The organism is Sphingomicrobium marinum (assembly GCF_026157105.1).
GTDB lineage: Bacteria > Pseudomonadota > Alphaproteobacteria > Sphingomonadales > Sphingomonadaceae > Sphingomicrobium > Sphingomicrobium marinum.
Window position 1 is genome coordinate 1,669,164 of the sequence record NZ_JANPVQ010000001.1, and the last position, 16,014, is coordinate 1,685,177.

A 16,014-nucleotide genomic window follows, 5' to 3' on the forward strand; every position below is an offset into this window, starting at 1 on the left:
CGCTCTCGGGAGCAACAAGCTTGCCAAGCTATTCTGCAATAATGCAGAACGAACATTGCTGGACAGCTGCTAGGATTGCCGCATGTTCGACTGGAACGATCTGAAATATTTTCTTGCGGTAGCCGATGAAGGAAGCACGCTTAAGGCAGCCAAGTTGCTGCGTGCCAACCAGACGACAGTCGCGCGCCGGATCAGTGCGCTTGAAAGAGCGCTTGGCCAATCGCTCTTCGAACGTCGTCGCTCTGGTTATACGTTGAGCGATGCCGGGGGGCGCTTGCTGACACAAGCGCGCAATGTCGCCGCGGCGGCAGATGCGCTGCAGTTGGCAGCCGACGCCTCCAATCGGTCGTTGAGCGGCATTGTGCGCGTTACCTGCAACGAGCTGACCGCTGAAATCACACTCCCCCCGGTCTTGGCCAAACTTCGCGAAAGCTATCCCGACATTCGTGTCGAGGTCGACCAAAGCCAAGGCATGCGCGATCTCGCGAAAGGCGAAGCCGATATTGCGCTTCGCTTCACGAACAAGCTCAAGGGCGATGCCCTGATCGCGCGGCGCCTGTTCGAGGACAAATGGACGATCTATTGCAGTCGGGAATATGCAGAGCGACATGGCATACCCAAGCGCCCCAAGGACCTGGTTGCACACCGGATCATTGGTGGTGGCGGTTCATTCGCCGGCCCGATCATCGAAAAGTGGTTTTCGTCAATGGCGCCCGGCGTCGAATTCGATACGCGCTTTGACACGCTGACCAGCATGTTGTCGGCGCTCAAGGCTGGCGTAGGAGTTGCCGCCATGCCCAGCGCGGTCGCGCAGGGAGACCCCGATCTTATCCAATGCTGGGAGCCCGAGGACGTGGGCTACACATTTTGGATCGTGGCGCATGAGCGCAGTCGCGATGTCCCACATGTGCGCGCGGTCATGAAGTCGATTGGCGACCTCATGATCGAACGCGCCAAGGAGCGCGGCTATTATTGAGCTTCGCTACTCTACGGTGACCGATTTGGCGAGGTTACGCGGCTGGTCGACGTCGGTGCCCTTCGCTACCGCGACGTGATAGGCGAGTAACTGCACCGGGACCGCGTAGACGATCGGCTGGATCAGCGGATGCGCCTCGGGCATTTCGATCGTGGCCACGCAGCCGTCGCCCGCTTCTTCAAGGCCCTTGGCATCCGAGATGAAGATGATCTTCCCGCCCCGCGCCCGCACTTCCTGCATGTTGGACACGGTCTTTTCGAAATAGGGGCCTGACGGCGCAAGGACGATAACCGGCACGTCTTCATCGATCAGCGCAATCGGGCCGTGCTTCATCTCGCCCGCCGCATAGCCTTCGGCGTGAATGTAGCTGATTTCCTTGAGCTTCAGCGCGCCTTCGAGCGCCAGCGGATAATCGGGGCCGCGGCCAAGATAAAGTACGTCGCGCGCCGGCGCGACGAGATGCGCCATGGCAGCGATGTCATCGTCGTGATTAAGCGCTTCGTTGATGGCTTCGGGCGCTTCCTGGAGATGCTTCACGATTTCCGCTTCTTCGTCAGCGCTCATCAACCCCTTTGCGCGCGCGAGGTTGGCGGCAAAGGCCGCAAGCACGGCGAGTTGGCAGGTGAAGGCCTTGGTCGATGCGACGCCGATTTCGGGGCCCGCATGCGTGGGTAGAAGCAAGTCCGCCTCGCGCGCCATCGCGCTGGTCGGCACGTTCACCACGGCAGCGATAATCTGCCCCTGCTCGCGGCTGTGATCAAGCGCGGCAAGCGTGTCGGCCGTCTCTCCGCTCTGCGAAATGAAGAGTGCGAGCCCGCCCTTTTCGAGTACCGGATCGCGATACCGAAATTCGCTGGCGACGTCGATGTCCACGGCGACGCGCGCGAACTTCTCGATCCAATACTTGGCGACCATGCCAGCGTAATAGCTGGTGCCGCAGGCGACGATGGTGACGCGGTCGATGGTGGACAGGTCGAGATCGTTGTCGGGCAGCGCTACCGTCCCGTCGATCGGGCGCATGTAGCTCGCCAGCGTATTGGCGACCACCGCGGGCTGCTCGAAGATTTCCTTCTGCATGAAGTGGCGGTAATTGCCCTTTTCGACCGCACTGGCCGAAGCGCCGCTCTCGACCAGCTCGCGCTCCACCGGGTCGTTATCGCTGTCGTAGATCTGGAAACCGTCGCGCTTCACCACGACCCAGTCGCCATCTTCGAGATAGGCAATTTTCTGCGTCAGCGGGGCCAGCGCGATGGCGTCGGAGCCGAGATAATTCTCGCCCTCGCCGGCACCGACCGTCAGCGGTGCACCGCGGCGCGCGCCAATCATCAGTTCGGGCTCGTCCTGGAAGAGGAAGGCGATCGCAAAGGCGCCGTGCAAGCGCGACAGGATGGCGGCAACCGCTTCTTGCGGGTCCTTGCCGCGCTCCATCTCGCGGTCGACGAGGTGCGCGACCACTTCGCTATCGGTCTCGCTCAGGAACTCGCGGCCATCGGCCTGCAATTCCTCGCGCAGCGACTTGAAATTCTCGATGATGCCGTTGACCACCAGCGCGACCTTGCCCGCGATATGCGGATGCGCGTTGGGGACGTTGGGAACGCCGTGCGTGGCCCAGCGCGTGTGGGCAATGCCGAGCGTGCCGGGAAGGTCCTTCTCCTCCAACTCGGCCTTTAGATTGTGCAGTTTGCCCTGCGCACGAGCGCGCGAGAAATCGCCATTTTCGAGCGTGCAGATACCCGCGCTGTCATAGCCGCGATATTCGAGCCGCTTGAGCCCATCGAACAGCCGCTGTGCCACCGGCTCCTTGCCGATAATGCCGACGATACCGCACATCTACTTGTTGTCCTTCTTGCGCTGGGCGCGGTCGCGAAATGCCTGCGCCTTGCCTTCCAAATTCTTCTGGTCGCCGCGTGCGACCGCGATCGCACCCGCGGGCACATCGGTAGTAATCACGCTGCCTGCACCGACGATCGCGCTGGAGCCAATGGTCACCGGCGCCACGAGCGCGCTGTTCGACCCGATGAAGGCCGTCGCACCGATCTGCGTCTTGTGCTTGCCAAAGCCGTCATAGTTACACGTGATCGTGCCAGCGCCGATATTGGCTTTGGCGCCGACGTCGGCATCGCCGATATAGGACAGGTGATTGGCCTTCGCCCCTGCGCCCAGGTTAGTCTTCTTCATCTCGACGAAATTGCCGACCTTGGCCTGCGCACCGATGCTGGTGCCCGGGCGAATGCGGGCATACGGGCCGACCTCGGCTTCGGCGCCGATCGAGCAGCCTTCGAGATGCGTGAACGCACGCACCTTGGCGCCTTCGCCAACCGAAACGCCAGGACCGAACACGACATTGGGTTCGATCACGGCGTCGGCCAACACTTTCGTGTCGTAGCTGAAGAACACCGTCTCGGGGGCACGTAGCGTGACGCCGTTGGCCATCGCTTCTTCACGCTTATATTCCTGCCACTGCGCTTCGGCTGCAGCCAGTTCGGCGCGGCTGTTGATGCCGGTGACTTCGCGCTCGCTGCCCTTGACGACGACGGGCCGCGCGCCTTCGCGGCGCGCAATCCGCACAATATCGGGAAGATAATATTCACCCGCCGCATTGTCGTTGCCGACCTTGTCGAGCCACGCGAAAAGCTGCGCACCGTCGACCGCCATGATGCCCGAATTGCACAGGCGGCATTTCAGTTCTTCGGGCGTAGCGTCACGCGCTTCGACCATCTTGTCGATCGTGTCGTCGCCCAGCGTGATGATGCGCCCATAGGCCTTGCGGTCTTCGGGTTCGAACCCCAGCACGACGATGCCCGGATTGTCGCCGGCACCCAGCCGGTCGATCATCCCGCGCATCGTATCGGCCGACACCATCGGGACATCGCCAAACAGGATCAGGACAGGCCCGTCATGGCCGGAAAGCGCGTGTTCGCATTGCTGCACCGCGTGACCGGTACCGAGTTGCTCTTTCTGCACCGCGAATGCGCAGCCGCGCGAGGCCAGCGCATCCTCCACCTGTTCGCGCCATTGCCCGACGACCACGACGGTGCGTTCGGGCTCAAGCGTTTCCACGCTGTCGAGCAGGTGGTCGATCATCGGCTGCCCCGCGATCGGGTGCAGCACCTTGTGGAGGCGCGACTTCATCCGGCTGCCGACACCGGCCGCCAGAATCACGACGTTGGGACGCTTTGCTTCACTCATGATGGCGCCCCTTTGGCACGCCAGAAGGCGGCGCGCTAGGCCTTAGGCTTGCGCGTCGCAGGCTTCTTCGCGGGGGCTTTTTTGGCGGCAGTCTTGCGCGCTGCGGGCTTCTTGGCCGTCGCCTTCTTGGCCGCAGGCTTGTTGGTAGTTGCTTTCTTTGCGGGCGCCTTCTTAGCGGCCGTCTTTTTCGCCGGCGCCTTGCGCGCGGACTTGGCCGCCGTCTTCTTGGCGGCGGTTTTTTTCTTCGCGGCAGTCTTCTTCTTGGCGGGCTTTGCCTTGGCGGTGTCACCATCGTCCCAGTCGCCCGACAGGACGCGCTGCGCTGCATCGGCGACAGCTTCGGCGATGATCGCGCCGAGCTTGGCGGTGCTGGCGACCGCCGTGGTCGCCGCCTTGTTGGCATTCGCCGCAGCATCGATGCTGGCTTCCTGGATCTTCTTGCGTGCCTTGGGGCTCGCCGCGAGTGCGGCGGCGGCGGCGGCAAGACCGGCAGCGATGACCTCGGGGCTCATCGCGACCTGTGCGAAATTCTTTGATTTTCCGGAAGCCTTGCTGGTGCGCTTAGCGCTAGTCTTACGAGTGGTCTTCTTGGTAGCCATAACAAATCCCCTCTTGGAACGCGTCTTATGCCGACAAGACGGCCATAGCAGAAATTCGTTCCCGCACACGAAAAAAGGGCCGCCTGCCTGAGGCGACCCTTCTTTACATGGTCAGCGACCGGAAGCCCGGCCCGGAGAGACCATGGCGACTAGGCGAGCCGCACCCTCCGAACTGCTTTGACCGACCCCTCTGCTGAACCATGAGACATCCGATCACCTCCTTTCGCTGCGTTGAAGCTGCAAGCAGGTTTGCCCGTTCGCAGGGGCGAAACAAGTCTTGAATTGGCAGAAAAAATGACAAGAATTACGCGCTTCGCAGACGCGTATCCCTAAAGCTTGTCGACCTTCGCCTTGAGCGCCGCCAATTCGGCCTTGAGCGCCGCGACATCGTCATCGCTATCGTCGTTCTTGGCAGACCCGCCGCCGGTAAAGGCCTGCGCCGCAGAACCGAACATTTCCATATTCCGCTTCGCCAATTCGGCAAACATGTTGTTGTCGAACGCACCGCTCATCAGGGCCTGCTGGTTCTTCTTGAAGGCGTCCATCGCGGCCTCGAGATAGGACGGCACCGCGGGCTGCATCGCGCCGCCATAGAGACTGATCAGTTCCTTGAGGAACGCGACCGGCAGCATGTTCGCGCCGCCCGCTTCTTCATCGACGATGATCTGCGTCATCACGTTATGCGTGATGTCTTCGCCCGACTTGGCGTCGACGACTTCGACGTCGCGGCCCTCGCGGATCATCTCGGCGAGGCGATCGAGCGTGATGTATGACGAGCTTTCCGTATCGTAGAGCCGACGGTTCGCATATTTCTTGATGATCACTTTGGGTCCGGCCACGAACTAACACTCCTTATTGTGCGCTTTTGCTGCACCTAGCAGGCGCAACATAGCAGGCGCAACATGAAGCTTTGGTCACGTCTTGCTGCGTCAAGATTGGCCTCGGCACATGTAACCTCCCCGGCGCCGAACACGAACAACTATCCAGCGGCGGCACATGGCTGGCCGCAATTACTGTTTGGGGAGAAGACCATGAAGAGAACCATTCCCGCGATCGCGGCCGCTTCGGCGCTGCTCGCCGCCTGTACAGGCGCGGAAACCGACGCTGAAGAAGCGGCCGACGCGGTCGATGCCGAAGCAGGTGAACTTAGCGAGGCGGAAACCGAAATGATCGCCGAGGCCGAAGCTGAAGGCAAAGTGAAATGTTACGGCGTCGCGCTCGCCGGCGAAAACGACTGTGCTGCCGGCGAAGGCACGACCTGTGCGGGTACTTCCACCGTCGACTATCAGGGCAACGCCTGGAAATATGTCGATGGCGGCGAAGCTGGATGCGCCGACATCGGCGGCACGCTGGTTGCCCAGGACAATAACGAACAAGGTCTCCCGGCATAGTCTGTCGACTATCGTAGTCGCTGCCTGAATCGTGTAACGAATATCAGGGCGGCTCCGAACCTTCGGGGTGCAAGACGATCTTGCGAAGCTCGACAAAAAAGGAAAGTCACCAATGAAAAATCTCGCTGCCATTTCCGCCGCTTCGGCGCTTCTTGGCCTCGCAGCCGTTGCCACGCCCGCAGCAGCCGATCATCACGGCAAGAAAGCCGACAAGGAAAAATGCTACGGCGTCGCCAAGGCCGGCCAGAATGACTGCGCCGCCGGGCCTGGCACCAGCTGTGCCGGTACTTCCAAGATCGACTATCAGGGTAACGCCTGGAAATATGTCGAGGCCGGCGAATGCGTGAAGATGGGTGGTTCCTTGAAGCCGAAGGAAGGCAACAAGAAGCCCGTCCCGCGGGCTTAAGTGTGCATGACCGGCGCTGCGCCACATGAGCCCCCTCCGCCGCGGGCGGGGATTGGCCTGAAGTCCGCGCACTTCGGCGAATTCCTCGATGCGGCGGCGCGCGGCGCCGGTCCCCACTGGGTGGAAGTCCACCCGCAAAACTACATGATGGAGGGCGGTCCGATGCACCGCTGGCTGAACGCGGTACGCGAAGCCGTCCCCGTCTCCTTCCATAGTGTCGGCCTGTCGCTCGGCGATCCACACGGCGTGGATCGCGACGAGCTCGAGCGGCTCGCGATCCTGTGCGAGCGGTACCAGCCTAATCTCGTGTCGGATCATCTCAGCTGGTCGAGCCTCGATGGCGAATATATGCCCGACCTGCTTCCGCTCCCAATGACCGACGCCACGCTGCAGCACTTCTCCGATCAGATCGATATCGTCCAGGAACGGCTTGGTCGCACGATGCTGATCGAAAATCCCAGCCGCATGATCGCGTTTGCCGGCGACACCTATGACGAGCCCGATTTCCTTGCTGAACTGACCCGTCGCACGGGCTGCGGGCTGATCGTCGACGTCAACAATATCCTCGTCCAGCGCACCAATCTGGGGATCGATCCGCTAGGCTATATCGACGGCCTGGACGGCGCCAGCGTCGGCGAGATCCATATCGCGGGGCACACGGTCGAACATCATGGCGAAGACAAACTCGCGATCGATGATCACGGCAGCGACGTGAACGAGGAGTGCTGGGCGCTGCTAGAACGCTTCATCTCACGGATCGGCCCGCGCCCCGTCCTGCTCGAACGCGACAACGATGTACCTTCTTTCGAGGAACTTGCGGCCGAGGCGGCGCGCGCCGACAGCCTGCTCCTTTCGCTCCATGCCGACGCCGCCTGACCCGCGCGCGGCGATGAAGACCGCGCTCGATCGCGGGCCCGATTTCGTACCTGACGATCTTTTCGCCGGCAGCCGCCCCGCGCAGTTTCGCGCGCTGAAAGCCTATGCCAACACGATCAGCCATGGACGGTTCGCGGCGCTGGAAAACAGCTTCCCCAAGACCCGCGAGGCGATCGGCAAGGAAGCGTTTCACGCGCTTGCCGAAACATTCCTTGCTGGCGAGGTCCTCATGCGTCCGATCCGCATGATCGGCGAAGGCTTCCCGGCGCTGCTGGAGATGTCTGCTCCCGCCGCGGCCGACATTGCGGATAGCGAATGGGCGATGCTGATGGCGCACGGTGCCGCCGATGCCGAGGCGTTGACGCCCGATGCAATCCGGCACCTCACCCCCGAAGACCTCATCGAAGTTCAAGTAGTGCTGCATCCGTCGACGCAAATAGTCCGACTGCGTAACCCGCCGCGCTTTTCCGGCGAATATGCAGGTGATGGCCCACTGCTGCTGGTCACGCGCCCTGCGGCGGACGTCCTGTTCGCCCGCATCGGCGAAGCCGAAGCGGCGCTGCTGGCCATGGCTTCCGAGCCGATCAAGCTCGGGCGCCTGTTGGAAGTCGATGGCGCGGCGGTGATGCCGCTGATCAACCAGGGCGCCTTGCGCCGTGCTGAGGAGCAGGAATGATCGAGAATCTCTACCGGAAGATTTCGGCGAGCCAGATCGCCAGGGATGTCAGCCTGCTTTTTCTACGCATCGGGTTTGGTGTCGTCTTCTTTCGTTCCTACCAGACCAAGGTCGAGGACGGCACGCTGTTCGAATTGACCGACACCACCTTCTTTCTCTTCGAAGAAGAATATGCCGGCGTGCCGATCCCTGCCGACATTGCCGCGCCGCTTGCCACCTATGCCGAGTTTTTCCTGCCGCTTTTGCTGCTGCTGGGGCTCGGCACGCGAGTGGCGGCGGCCGGCCTTGTCGTCATGACGCTGGTGATCCAGTTGTTCGTCTATCCGGACGCTTGGTGGAATCCGCACATGAGCTGGGTTGCGATGGGGCTTATCCTCGTCGTCTTCGGCCCGGGTCGCGTCAGCCTCGACCACCTGATCGGCAGGGCGCGCAATCGGCACGCTGCCGCATGATCCTGTCCGATCACGATATGCGAACGCTGATGGCGAAGGGGCAGGAAGGCGACAAACTTTCCTATCGCGCCGCGCTGTCGGCGGCGACTGACTGGCTCAAGCGCTTCTACGCCAAGCGGATCGCGCCCACGATGGTCGACGACCTGGTGCAGGAAACGCTGATCAGCCTTCATACCAAGCGCGCCAGCTACGACCCCGACCGACCGTTTTACCCGTGGCTGGCCGCAATCGCGCGCTACCGCTGGATCGACCTGCTGCGCAAGCTCGAGCGAACCCCCGAGGACGAATTGGTGCACGATCCTGCCATCCCTTCGGCGGAAGAACCCGTCATATCGCGCCTCAGTCTCGACCGGTTGCTCGACAACCTGCCCAAGGCGCAGGCCAATGCCATCCTCCTGACCAAGGTGGAGGGCCACAGTATCAAGGACGTGTCGGCCATGACCGGCCAGTCCGAAAGCCTCGTCAAAGTCAACGTGCATCGCGGCCTCAAAAGGCTCGCTGCGCTCGTAGAAAGTGAATGAACATGAATAGCCAAGCCCTCATCGACCAGCTCAGCGAGGACATGACCTCCGTCAGGCCGCTGTCTGTACGCACCAGTCGATTGCTGGCGCTCGGTGGTGCGGCGCTGACGACCGCAGCGGTGCTGCTTTTCCTCGGCATTCGGGCTGACATTGCCGCCGGTGCCCCCTCCCCTGTCATCCTGCTGGTCGCCGGCCTGTTCGCGCTGACCGCGATATCCGCCGGCATCACCGCCACGCGCCTTGCACAGCCTGCCGTCGGCGGTCGCCAGGGTGGTGCCTTGTGGATGGCGGCGGCAATCGGGCTTCTGCCCGCGATCAGCCTGGTTGAATATCTGCTCGGTGTCGGCGAACCCACATCGAGCGAAGTGGCCTTGCGCTGCCTCTACTGGGGCATTGCTGCCAGCCTTGTGACGCTCGGCGTGCTGACGTGGCGTCTTAGGCAAGGTGCGCCGGTTCTGCCCGAACGCGCCGGGTTGTTTGCCGGTCTTGCCGCCGGGGCGGTGGGTGCGTTTGCGATCACGCTCGAATGCAACAACAGCCAGTTCGTCCACCTCGCGCTCAGCCATGCCGCGATCGTCGCGACCATGGCGCTGGCGGGCCGCGCGCTGATCCCGCGCATCATCCGCTGGTAGTGCTTGCCCAGCCTCGCCCGCTAAGTTAGGGGGCGGGAAGCTGGACAAGCACCCATAGCTCAGCTGGATAGAGCGCTGCCCTCCGAAGGCAGAGGTCGCAGGTTCGAATCCTGCTGGGTGCGCCAGCTTTTCAGACTACATTGCAGAACGCGATCGCTGACCCCCTCTCGCGGGGGTCGATCGCAAGGGCACTGTCGCTCATCGCAGCCGATGGAACTGCCAACATGCCCAAGTCATTCTTTCTGTGAGCGTGGGGGCATAGCTGCAGGAGCGTGATTATGTCTGCCCCATCGAATTTGAAAGATTGCTACGTACACGAACTGAAGGACCTCATCTCGGCAAACGACCAGATGGCGAAGATCCTTCCCGAACTTCATGATGCCGCCACCAACGAGGGGCTCAAGAAGCATCTCAAGAAATCGCTCGACGGCATCGAGAAGCACACCGGCACGACCGAACAGCTTCTCGAAGACATGGGCGAGAGCGGCAAGAAGCACTGCAAGGGCATGGAAGGCCTCGTCAAGGAAGCCAAGAAACACGCCATCGAGGAAGCGCCGCACTACAACGCGGTGCAGGATGTCGTCATCCTCGCCCAGTATCAGCGGCTTTGCCACTATGGCATCTGCGGTTTCGGTACCTCGAAAGCCTTCGCCGAGGGCCTCGGCAAGGACGACCATGTCAAGAAACTCGACCAGATCACGGCCGATATCTACTGGTCGGATGAGGAAATGACCAAGCTCGCGGAAAACTGCATCAACGATGCCGCGACCAAGGAAGAGGTCACTGCCTAGACAGTCTTGGTTGCGGGTCGCACGTGGCGGCTCGCAACCATAACGCCTTTCATACGTCCTACGGAAAACAGGGGTTTTTCCGTGGACAGATATAAAATTGTGCCGACCGTCGCCTTCCTAGCCGTCCTGGCGCTTGGTGCAGGCGCACGTATAGTCATTGGTAGGATTTATGGCGAGAGCGACGCGGTCGACCTTCTCGTCTCCTTGGTCGACAGCGGATTATATATTGGATCCGCTACGCTAGGGGGAAGCGCGACCATCCTGGCGCTCATCCTGACCCTAACCAGCCTTGTGCGACGCGACGACACGGAATTGTCGCACAATGTTTACGCCGACGTGCACAAGGTTGCCCGCAACGCAACGATGGCGCTCTTCTCCAGCATCTTCCTGTTGCTGGCCCTGACCGCACCGACCACGGAAATGAATGAGCTTCCCTCGGACTGGTATCCCAGGCTTTACAATATTCTTTACGCCTTGATCGTCGTGACGCTGGCGACGATCGGAGCCACGATCTCTCGCCTTTATCTGACGATCGCCTGTGTGCTTGCCGCCTATCGCGACGCATGAAAAAAGGGCGGCCCGCGAAGGGCCGCCCCAGCTGAGAAGAAAAGAAGGGGCTACTCTTCTTCTTCGAAGCTCGCGTCTGGTGCGCTCGATTCATTCCAGCCGACGGCGCTCTTCTCTTCAGAAGGAGTGCCGGCGGCATTGACCGATTGCGCGGACGGATCGGTTTTCATGACCTCGCTATCGAGCTGCGGTCCACCGCGGTTGGGATCGATTGACGGTTCGTTGAGATTGTTGCCGGGATGCTGCTCGCCGACGGGCGGCTGCTTCTTGTCCTGGTCGTAACTCGGGGTCGTGTCATTCACATTCTTCATATTGAATACTCCACTTCAACGCGCCCCCGCGCCGTAAGTAAGCAACAGTGCAACAGCCGAGTGTTTCCGGGAAAAACGCTGTGACGTGGCAACCGTGTGTTAAGCGCCCGCCCTACCGGCCTGGCCAGGGACACTCCCAGTCTTCGCCGACGATACGGCCCGAATATTGCCGCGCTTCGGACGATTCTCCGTGCCGTGCGAGCATCGGGTTGACCGACCCCGCTAGCTTCTCGTCGCGTTCCAATATCGCCGAGCGCAATTTTTCGTATCGACCCATGGCGCGAAGCCGCTCGAACTGGTCATGCAGGTTGAACACCAAAACAGGCACGTCAAACTGGCGTGCAGGCCGGGAGGCAGCCGGGTGCATGCCGACAACGAAGAATGACTGGCCGCCGAAGCTCAAGGAAAAGTCGGGTGAAGCGGGGTTGTCGCTCACCTTGTCGTCATATTCCTGACCGAGCCACTCGTCCTTCGACTGGAGCGATGCGATACGGGCCCACAGGGCTTTTTCGAATTGCTCTTCGGTGAGATCCCGCGTTTGCGGGAAGAAGGACACGAAGGTCGCGAACATCGGGCGGTGGTCGCGGTAAAAGTGCGCGAATGATACCAGCTCGCGCACCAGCGCCACGTCGTCCCATGCCGACTCCAGATCGCTGCCGATGAACGCAGTCATCTGGTTCCGGCCAAGCGCGCTCTTCGCCCCTACGCAGGGAAAAGCTTGCGCTTCAATAAATTCGCGGAACTGGACGGCCAGGTCTACCGCTTTGGCATGGTCGGCCGATGGTTCCGACGGGCGGCGCGAGACAAAGACGTCATCGGCGCGGTCGCGTTTGCCGTGCTGTGTCCTAGGGGGCTTCATAGCTGATGATGGCATGGTCTACGCTTGTTACTGGCTGGGGTGCGGATATCACGAAGGTGATGGTTTCCTGTTGCCCGATCATCGTCAGGTCGACTTCACTCGTTTCCGAACCGGTATCGAGCTCGAGCGTCACCTCGCGTGCGGTTTTGGTGCTCGTGTTCGTGATATCGACAGGGATCAGATAACGGCCGTCCTGCTCGCGGATATCTTCTGTGACCACGGTCACGTCAAATTCGATGTCCTTCATCGGCTGGACGATCTGCAAGATGATGGATCCGACCAGGATCAGCAGCAAAACGACACTGACGATCCTCGCCACCCAGCCCAACGCTGTCGGCGGCACATCTTCGATTTTTTCACTGTCGCATTCGTTCTTGCTGTCGCATTCGTTCTTATCGCTGCTCATAGGATCAATCTCCCTGCCGCGCCGCCAAGTGTCGTCGCGTACGCAAGTGCTATGGCTTGGGGCAACCAAACCTCCAAAGGATCTAAAGGCGTTCCATATCCGAATACCCACAGAAGCAGCAGGCTAATGAGGAAAGACATGAGGTAGGAAATAATTGTCTCCAACCATTCGGATGTGATGACCTTGCGTTGCGAAAGGTCGCGCTCCTCGAAGGCGGCGATCGAGACCGTCATGTAGGACACGGCCAATGACAGTAAGAGAGTTAGGCCGACCAAGACCCAGGTCTGGTTGAGAACGACGACTTTGGTTTCGATCGTCGGTGCAACGTTGAAAGCGAACAGGAAACCACCGAGCGCCGTCCCCAGGATCACCGTTACATCTGGAGAGAACGGCACCTTGGACGACTCTCGCGCGTCTCCTCCGCCCAACTGGTTGATGGCCACCGCCGCACCGATGCCCGTAGGAATGGACTCCAAGGCGACGAGCTTGGTCACCAAATAGAAATCCATCGACGGACTGATGAGCGCGGTAACGGATAGGGTGACGATGCTGGCGATGGCGCCAAGCCCCATCGCCACGAGGGCATCCCACCAGCGCGATCGCTGCCATGCCGTGCGACGATATCCAGCGAAGTCCAGAAAAAACTTGATGGCTACAAAGGCCACGCCGAGAAATACGAGAAGGACCGTGTCGGGTATCGTCCTGGCGATATGCCACATTTCCATGGTGAAAAGCAGCGGAAGAGATACGAATAAAGCGCCCGCCAGTCCGCGGGCCAAGTCGCGTATCTCCACCTCACCTGCCGGGCATTCAACGTCGCCATCGCAGATGGGATAGTCCCAGGATGTGACGGCGACCATTAGCGCTCACTCACCGCTTTGATAGCCGACACCGGCGGACGCTTTTTGGAACGACCCATCGTCCAGTTGGCCTGCATTCGAACCTGCGGATTGGCGGCACACCAGATTTCGCCGCCCTCATCCATCGCGGTCACCCAAATCAGGTGATGCTCTGCACCGTAGTCGATGACCCCGAAAGCCTGCCCGCTGCCCTTGTCGTTGACATGCAGAGGGATAGGGGGATCGAGGCGCGTGAACATGGTGGTTTTCCGCTTGATGACGGATGCCCGTGATACGCACGAGCATCCGCGGGTTGAGTACTGCCTAATAATAGTTCGGGGTGCGTAATGTTCCCGGGGGTTACTTTATCCCGTAGTGGATTGGCTTGAAGCTGCCGCCATTGGAAAGCGGTGCGGAGCAGGCCGTCAAACCCACAAGCAGGTCCATATTCGCGTGAAATTCGGTCCGGTCGCCCGCCTTCGAAAGCGGAGGGAGGACCTCCAGTTTACCGGTCTCCCCGTTCACCGGGACATTCATGAAAACATTGAATGCTGTTGGGATCTGATCCTTCTTCACGCCGTGCGGGGCCAGCGCCGCTGCAAGGTTGCCGAAGCATCCGCGGTGCGGGTTGTCATCGTTATAAAGAATTCTGAACATCTCGGCGCTGCACGGCGTGAGAAGAAAGTCATGCCGCTTCACGTCGTCATGACCGATCTCGATCATGATGTTGGACCGGTTGGAATAGAGCGGATCGCCTTCGCCGATATAGATGCGCGAGGCATAATCGATCGTGCGACCAGAACTCAGCACTTCGCCTAGGTCGTCCGCATTGAAGGCCAACAGGTCCGCGACTTGTCCGCCCTGCGGGTCGATAACGACCAGCGTCTCGCCTTTCTTCAAGTGAAAGGCGACACCGCTGCGAGGTTCAATTTCATGTGTAATCATGGTGCCCGAAGCGATCCTTGAGGATCATTGTTCCCGGACAGCACGACAAAAAGAAAGGCCGGTCGCGAGCATATGCTGGCGGCCGGCCAAATTTCCGCGAGGAAACCACTCAATCGTGTTCAAGCACCAAAGATTTGGCGATTTGCTCGCTGGCACGAATGTTCTGAAGCGCGCCTCTCACGACTTCTTCCTCACTCGCACTCATCACGCCGCTTTCAAGTGCTTCCTCGAATTTCGACGCTAGGAAAGATTCGCCCTCGGACAGGCGTTCGGCAGCGTTCTCGTCGCCGTCTTCGAACAGGCCGGCGATGTCGATCCAGGCACGATGCAACGCACCCGTCGCAGTGCCCTTGGTGACCAACTCGTCACCTTGCTTTTCCAGTTCGGCGTTGAGTTGCGCCAGCGTGTCCTTGCGGTTGGCAAGCAGCTTTTCGAGTTCGCTTTTCAGACGCGGATCGGTCGCCTTGTCGATGACCTTGTTATAGCCTTCTACCGAGTCGTAAGTGGTATCGACGAGCGACTTGAAAAATGTGGACGCCATTTAATTTCTCCATTGGTAACAATTACCTAGCCAACGCATGCAACCCCGGCGGGATCCAGGGATTGGCTGGCTTTGCGACGATATGCGCGGATTATCGGATCGCTCGAAACCCGGGGGCCAAGCCGCGCGACGGCGGATGCGCAGCGGAACGCCAAGGTCGGGAAACCGTTTCGGCTCTACTTGGGAACATCACGAGAAGGGTCGAAAAATGGCAGCAAGAGCCTATTGGCGTGGACATATCCGCCTGGCCCTCGTCAGCATCGCGGTCGAGCTTTTCAGCGCGACGAAAAGCGGCGCCAAAATCAGTTTTCGCCAGATCCACGAACCCAGCGGCAAGCGGATCAATTACGAGAAAGTCGTTCGCGGCATCGGCCCAGTCGATCGCGACGAAATCGTAAAGGGCTTCGAGAAGTCGAAGGGCAATTACGTCCTGCTGACCGACGAGGAAATCGATGCGGTAAAGCTGGAAAGCAAGAAGACGCTTGAGCTTGTCCAGTTCGTCGAAGCCTGCGAAATCGACCCGCTCTATTTCGAGAAGCCCTATTACGTGGCACCGCAGGACGATCTGGCCGAGGAAGCATTTGTCGTGCTGCGCGATGCGCTTCGCAAGGCGAAGAAGGTAGCGCTCGGGCAGCTGTCGGTGCGAGGGCGCGAAAAGCTCGTTGCCATCAAGCCTTGCGGCAAGGGACTGCTTTTGGAGACGCTGCGTTATGCCGACGAGGTGCGCGCTGGGCAGGCATTCTTTGAAGACATCGATGACTCAAAGCCGGCCAAGGAGCTGCTCGACATGGCGGGGACCCTCATCGAACAACGCAGCGCGCCCTTCGATGCCAGCGAGTTCGAGGATCGCTATGCCGCAGAACTCAAGAAGCTGATCGACAAGAAAGCGAAATCCAAGTCCGACACCGCGATCATCGAAGAAGACGATGACAGCGGCAGCAGCGGCGGCAACGTCATCGACCTGATGGCCGCGCTCAAGAAATCGGTCGAAGAAAAGCCAAAGAAGACGACGAGCCGCAAGCGCAAGCGGGCGTGAC

At 60.4% G+C, this 16,014-nt stretch carries 22 protein-coding genes and 1 tRNA gene; 12 read left to right on the plus strand and 11 right to left on the minus strand.

The window, feature by feature from the left end; translation table 11 throughout:
• Positions 1-82 precede the first annotated feature (82 nt).
• Entirely contained in the window at positions 83-976 is an 894-nt protein-coding gene (locus tag NUX07_RS08500; RefSeq protein WP_265530144.1) for a LysR family transcriptional regulator, read from the plus strand.
• A gap of 6 nt (positions 977-982) precedes the next feature.
• On the opposite strand, the gene glmS is transcribed toward NUX07_RS08500, so the two are convergent.
• The 4 genes from glmS to phaR all read right to left on the minus strand — a co-directional run bounded on the left by glmS (position 983) and on the right by phaR (position 5,603).
• On the minus strand, positions 983-2,806 hold the full coding sequence (glmS, locus tag NUX07_RS08505; RefSeq protein WP_265530145.1) for a glutamine--fructose-6-phosphate transaminase (isomerizing): 1,824 nt from the start codon (positions 2,804-2,806) through the stop codon (positions 983-985).
• Positions 2,807-4,165, minus strand: a complete 1,359-nt coding sequence (glmU, locus tag NUX07_RS08510; RefSeq protein ID WP_265530146.1) for a bifunctional UDP-N-acetylglucosamine diphosphorylase/glucosamine-1-phosphate N-acetyltransferase GlmU — start codon at positions 4,163-4,165, stop codon at positions 2,807-2,809. It abuts the gene before it with no gap.
• Between the two features lie 35 nt (positions 4,166-4,200).
• The gene (locus NUX07_RS08515) at positions 4,201-4,764 is read right to left on the minus strand and encodes a hypothetical protein (protein WP_265530147.1); all 564 of its coding nucleotides are present in this window, start codon (positions 4,762-4,764) and stop codon (positions 4,201-4,203) included.
• A gap of 329 nt (positions 4,765-5,093) precedes the next feature.
• On the minus strand, positions 5,094-5,603 hold the full coding sequence (gene phaR, locus NUX07_RS08520) for a polyhydroxyalkanoate synthesis repressor PhaR (RefSeq protein WP_265530148.1): 510 nt from the start codon (positions 5,601-5,603) through the stop codon (positions 5,094-5,096).
• A 192-nt stretch (positions 5,604-5,795) separates the two neighbouring features.
• Between phaR and NUX07_RS08525 the strand changes: the two genes are divergently transcribed.
• The 10 genes from NUX07_RS08525 (at position 5,796) to NUX07_RS08570 (ending at position 11,076) form a co-directional block, all read left to right on the plus strand.
• The gene (locus NUX07_RS08525; RefSeq protein ID WP_265530149.1) at positions 5,796-6,155 is read left to right on the plus strand and encodes a BufA1 family periplasmic bufferin-type metallophore; all 360 of its coding nucleotides are present in this window, start codon (positions 5,796-5,798) and stop codon (positions 6,153-6,155) included.
• A gap of 112 nt (positions 6,156-6,267) precedes the next feature.
• On the plus strand, positions 6,268-6,561 hold the full coding sequence (locus tag NUX07_RS08530) for a BufA1 family periplasmic bufferin-type metallophore (RefSeq protein ID WP_265530150.1): 294 nt from the start codon (positions 6,268-6,270) through the stop codon (positions 6,559-6,561).
• Positions 6,562-6,567: 6 nt separating this feature from the next.
• Positions 6,568-7,437, plus strand: coding sequence for an MNIO family bufferin maturase (gene bufB / locus NUX07_RS08535; RefSeq protein WP_265530151.1), 870 nt, complete (start codon positions 6,568-6,570; stop codon positions 7,435-7,437).
• Positions 7,421-8,113 carry an HvfC/BufC family peptide modification chaperone gene (locus tag NUX07_RS08540; protein WP_265530152.1) on the plus strand — a complete coding sequence of 231 codons (693 nt, stop codon included), beginning with the start codon at positions 7,421-7,423 and terminating at the stop codon, positions 8,111-8,113. The genes bufB and NUX07_RS08540 overlap by 17 nt, the downstream gene beginning before the upstream one ends.
• Complete coding sequence (locus tag NUX07_RS08545; protein WP_265530153.1) at positions 8,110-8,565, plus strand: DoxX family protein; 456 nt, start codon at positions 8,110-8,112, stop codon at positions 8,563-8,565. Before NUX07_RS08540 ends, NUX07_RS08545 begins: the two co-directional genes overlap by 4 nt.
• Positions 8,562-9,086: a sigma-70 family RNA polymerase sigma factor gene (locus NUX07_RS08550; RefSeq protein ID WP_265530154.1), complete on the plus strand. Its 525-nt coding sequence runs from the start codon at positions 8,562-8,564 to the stop codon at positions 9,084-9,086. Before NUX07_RS08545 ends, NUX07_RS08550 begins: the two co-directional genes overlap by 4 nt.
• Positions 9,087-9,088: 2 nt before the next feature.
• Positions 9,089-9,718: an NrsF family protein gene (locus NUX07_RS08555; RefSeq protein ID WP_265530155.1), complete on the plus strand. Its 630-nt coding sequence runs from the start codon at positions 9,089-9,091 to the stop codon at positions 9,716-9,718.
• 48 nt (positions 9,719-9,766) lie between these two features.
• Positions 9,767-9,843, plus strand: a tRNA-Arg gene (locus tag NUX07_RS08560).
• Between the two features lie 153 nt (positions 9,844-9,996).
• On the plus strand, positions 9,997-10,509 hold the full coding sequence (locus NUX07_RS08565; protein WP_265530156.1) for a YciE/YciF ferroxidase family protein: 513 nt from the start codon (positions 9,997-9,999) through the stop codon (positions 10,507-10,509).
• Between the two features lie 81 nt (positions 10,510-10,590).
• Entirely contained in the window at positions 10,591-11,076 is a 486-nt protein-coding gene (locus tag NUX07_RS08570) for a hypothetical protein (protein ID WP_265530157.1), read from the plus strand.
• Between the two features lie 50 nt (positions 11,077-11,126).
• On the opposite strand, the gene NUX07_RS08575 is transcribed toward NUX07_RS08570, so the two are convergent.
• The 7 genes from NUX07_RS08575 to NUX07_RS08605 form a co-directional block, all read right to left on the minus strand.
• The gene (locus tag NUX07_RS08575) at positions 11,127-11,387 is read right to left on the minus strand and encodes a hypothetical protein (RefSeq protein WP_265530158.1); all 261 of its coding nucleotides are present in this window, start codon (positions 11,385-11,387) and stop codon (positions 11,127-11,129) included.
• 112 nt (positions 11,388-11,499) lie between these two features.
• Positions 11,500-12,141: a guanitoxin biosynthesis heme-dependent pre-guanitoxin N-hydroxylase GntA gene (gene gntA, locus NUX07_RS08580; protein WP_265530786.1), complete on the minus strand. Its 642-nt coding sequence runs from the start codon at positions 12,139-12,141 to the stop codon at positions 11,500-11,502.
• A gap of 91 nt (positions 12,142-12,232) precedes the next feature.
• Positions 12,233-12,652 carry a hypothetical protein gene (locus NUX07_RS08585; protein WP_265530159.1) on the minus strand — a complete coding sequence of 140 codons (420 nt, stop codon included), beginning with the start codon at positions 12,650-12,652 and terminating at the stop codon, positions 12,233-12,235.
• Complete coding sequence (locus NUX07_RS08590; protein WP_265530160.1) at positions 12,649-13,512, minus strand: DUF2391 family protein; 864 nt, start codon at positions 13,510-13,512, stop codon at positions 12,649-12,651. The genes NUX07_RS08585 and NUX07_RS08590 overlap by 4 nt, the downstream gene beginning before the upstream one ends.
• On the minus strand, positions 13,512-13,751 hold the full coding sequence (locus NUX07_RS08595; RefSeq protein ID WP_265530161.1) for a hypothetical protein: 240 nt from the start codon (positions 13,749-13,751) through the stop codon (positions 13,512-13,514). Before NUX07_RS08595 ends, NUX07_RS08590 begins: the two co-directional genes overlap by 1 nt.
• Positions 13,752-13,851: 100 nt before the next feature.
• Positions 13,852-14,436 carry an urea carboxylase-associated family protein gene (locus NUX07_RS08600; RefSeq protein WP_265530162.1) on the minus strand — a complete coding sequence of 195 codons (585 nt, stop codon included), beginning with the start codon at positions 14,434-14,436 and terminating at the stop codon, positions 13,852-13,854.
• A gap of 109 nt (positions 14,437-14,545) precedes the next feature.
• Positions 14,546-14,977, minus strand: a complete 432-nt coding sequence (locus NUX07_RS08605) for a PA2169 family four-helix-bundle protein (protein WP_265530163.1) — start codon at positions 14,975-14,977, stop codon at positions 14,546-14,548.
• Positions 14,978-15,185: 208 nt separating this feature from the next.
• Here NUX07_RS08605 and ku point away from each other — a divergent pair, with 208 nt between their 5' ends.
• A complete protein-coding gene (ku, locus tag NUX07_RS08610) occupies positions 15,186-16,013 on the plus strand; it encodes a non-homologous end joining protein Ku (RefSeq protein ID WP_265530164.1) in 828 nt (275 codons plus the stop codon).
• Position 16,014 lies beyond the last annotated feature (1 nt).

Coding starts and splice junctions, on each gene's coding strand:
- NUX07_RS08595 (WP_265530161.1), bottom strand. CDS start 13,751: ATGTTCACGCGCCTCGATCCCCCTATCCCTCTGCATGTCAACGACAAG.
- NUX07_RS08600 (WP_265530162.1), bottom strand. CDS start 14,436: ATGATTACACATGAAATTGAACCTCGCAGCGGTGTCGCCTTTCACTTG.
- NUX07_RS08515 (WP_265530147.1), bottom strand. CDS start 4,764: ATGGCTACCAAGAAGACCACTCGTAAGACTAGCGCTAAGCGCACCAGC.
- bufB (WP_265530151.1), top strand. CDS start 6,568: ATGACCGGCGCTGCGCCACATGAGCCCCCTCCGCCGCGGGCGGGGATT.
- glmS (WP_265530145.1), bottom strand. CDS start 2,806: ATGTGCGGTATCGTCGGCATTATCGGCAAGGAGCCGGTGGCACAGCGG.
- NUX07_RS08530 (WP_265530150.1), top strand. CDS start 6,268: ATGAAAAATCTCGCTGCCATTTCCGCCGCTTCGGCGCTTCTTGGCCTC.
- NUX07_RS08550 (WP_265530154.1), top strand. CDS start 8,562: ATGATCCTGTCCGATCACGATATGCGAACGCTGATGGCGAAGGGGCAG.
- NUX07_RS08555 (WP_265530155.1), top strand. CDS start 9,089: ATGAATAGCCAAGCCCTCATCGACCAGCTCAGCGAGGACATGACCTCC.
- glmU (WP_265530146.1), bottom strand. CDS start 4,165: ATGAGTGAAGCAAAGCGTCCCAACGTCGTGATTCTGGCGGCCGGTGTC.
- NUX07_RS08545 (WP_265530153.1), top strand. CDS start 8,110: ATGATCGAGAATCTCTACCGGAAGATTTCGGCGAGCCAGATCGCCAGG.
- NUX07_RS08590 (WP_265530160.1), bottom strand. CDS start 13,512: ATGGTCGCCGTCACATCCTGGGACTATCCCATCTGCGATGGCGACGTT.
- ku (WP_265530164.1), top strand. CDS start 15,186: ATGGCAGCAAGAGCCTATTGGCGTGGACATATCCGCCTGGCCCTCGTC.
- NUX07_RS08585 (WP_265530159.1), bottom strand. CDS start 12,652: ATGAGCAGCGATAAGAACGAATGCGACAGCAAGAACGAATGCGACAGT.
- NUX07_RS08540 (WP_265530152.1), top strand. CDS start 7,421: ATGCCGACGCCGCCTGACCCGCGCGCGGCGATGAAGACCGCGCTCGAT.
- NUX07_RS08500 (WP_265530144.1), top strand. CDS start 83: ATGTTCGACTGGAACGATCTGAAATATTTTCTTGCGGTAGCCGATGAA.
- NUX07_RS08605 (WP_265530163.1), bottom strand. CDS start 14,977: ATGGCGTCCACATTTTTCAAGTCGCTCGTCGATACCACTTACGACTCG.
- NUX07_RS08565 (WP_265530156.1), top strand. CDS start 9,997: ATGTCTGCCCCATCGAATTTGAAAGATTGCTACGTACACGAACTGAAG.
- NUX07_RS08525 (WP_265530149.1), top strand. CDS start 5,796: ATGAAGAGAACCATTCCCGCGATCGCGGCCGCTTCGGCGCTGCTCGCC.
- NUX07_RS08575 (WP_265530158.1), bottom strand. CDS start 11,387: ATGAAGAATGTGAATGACACGACCCCGAGTTACGACCAGGACAAGAAG.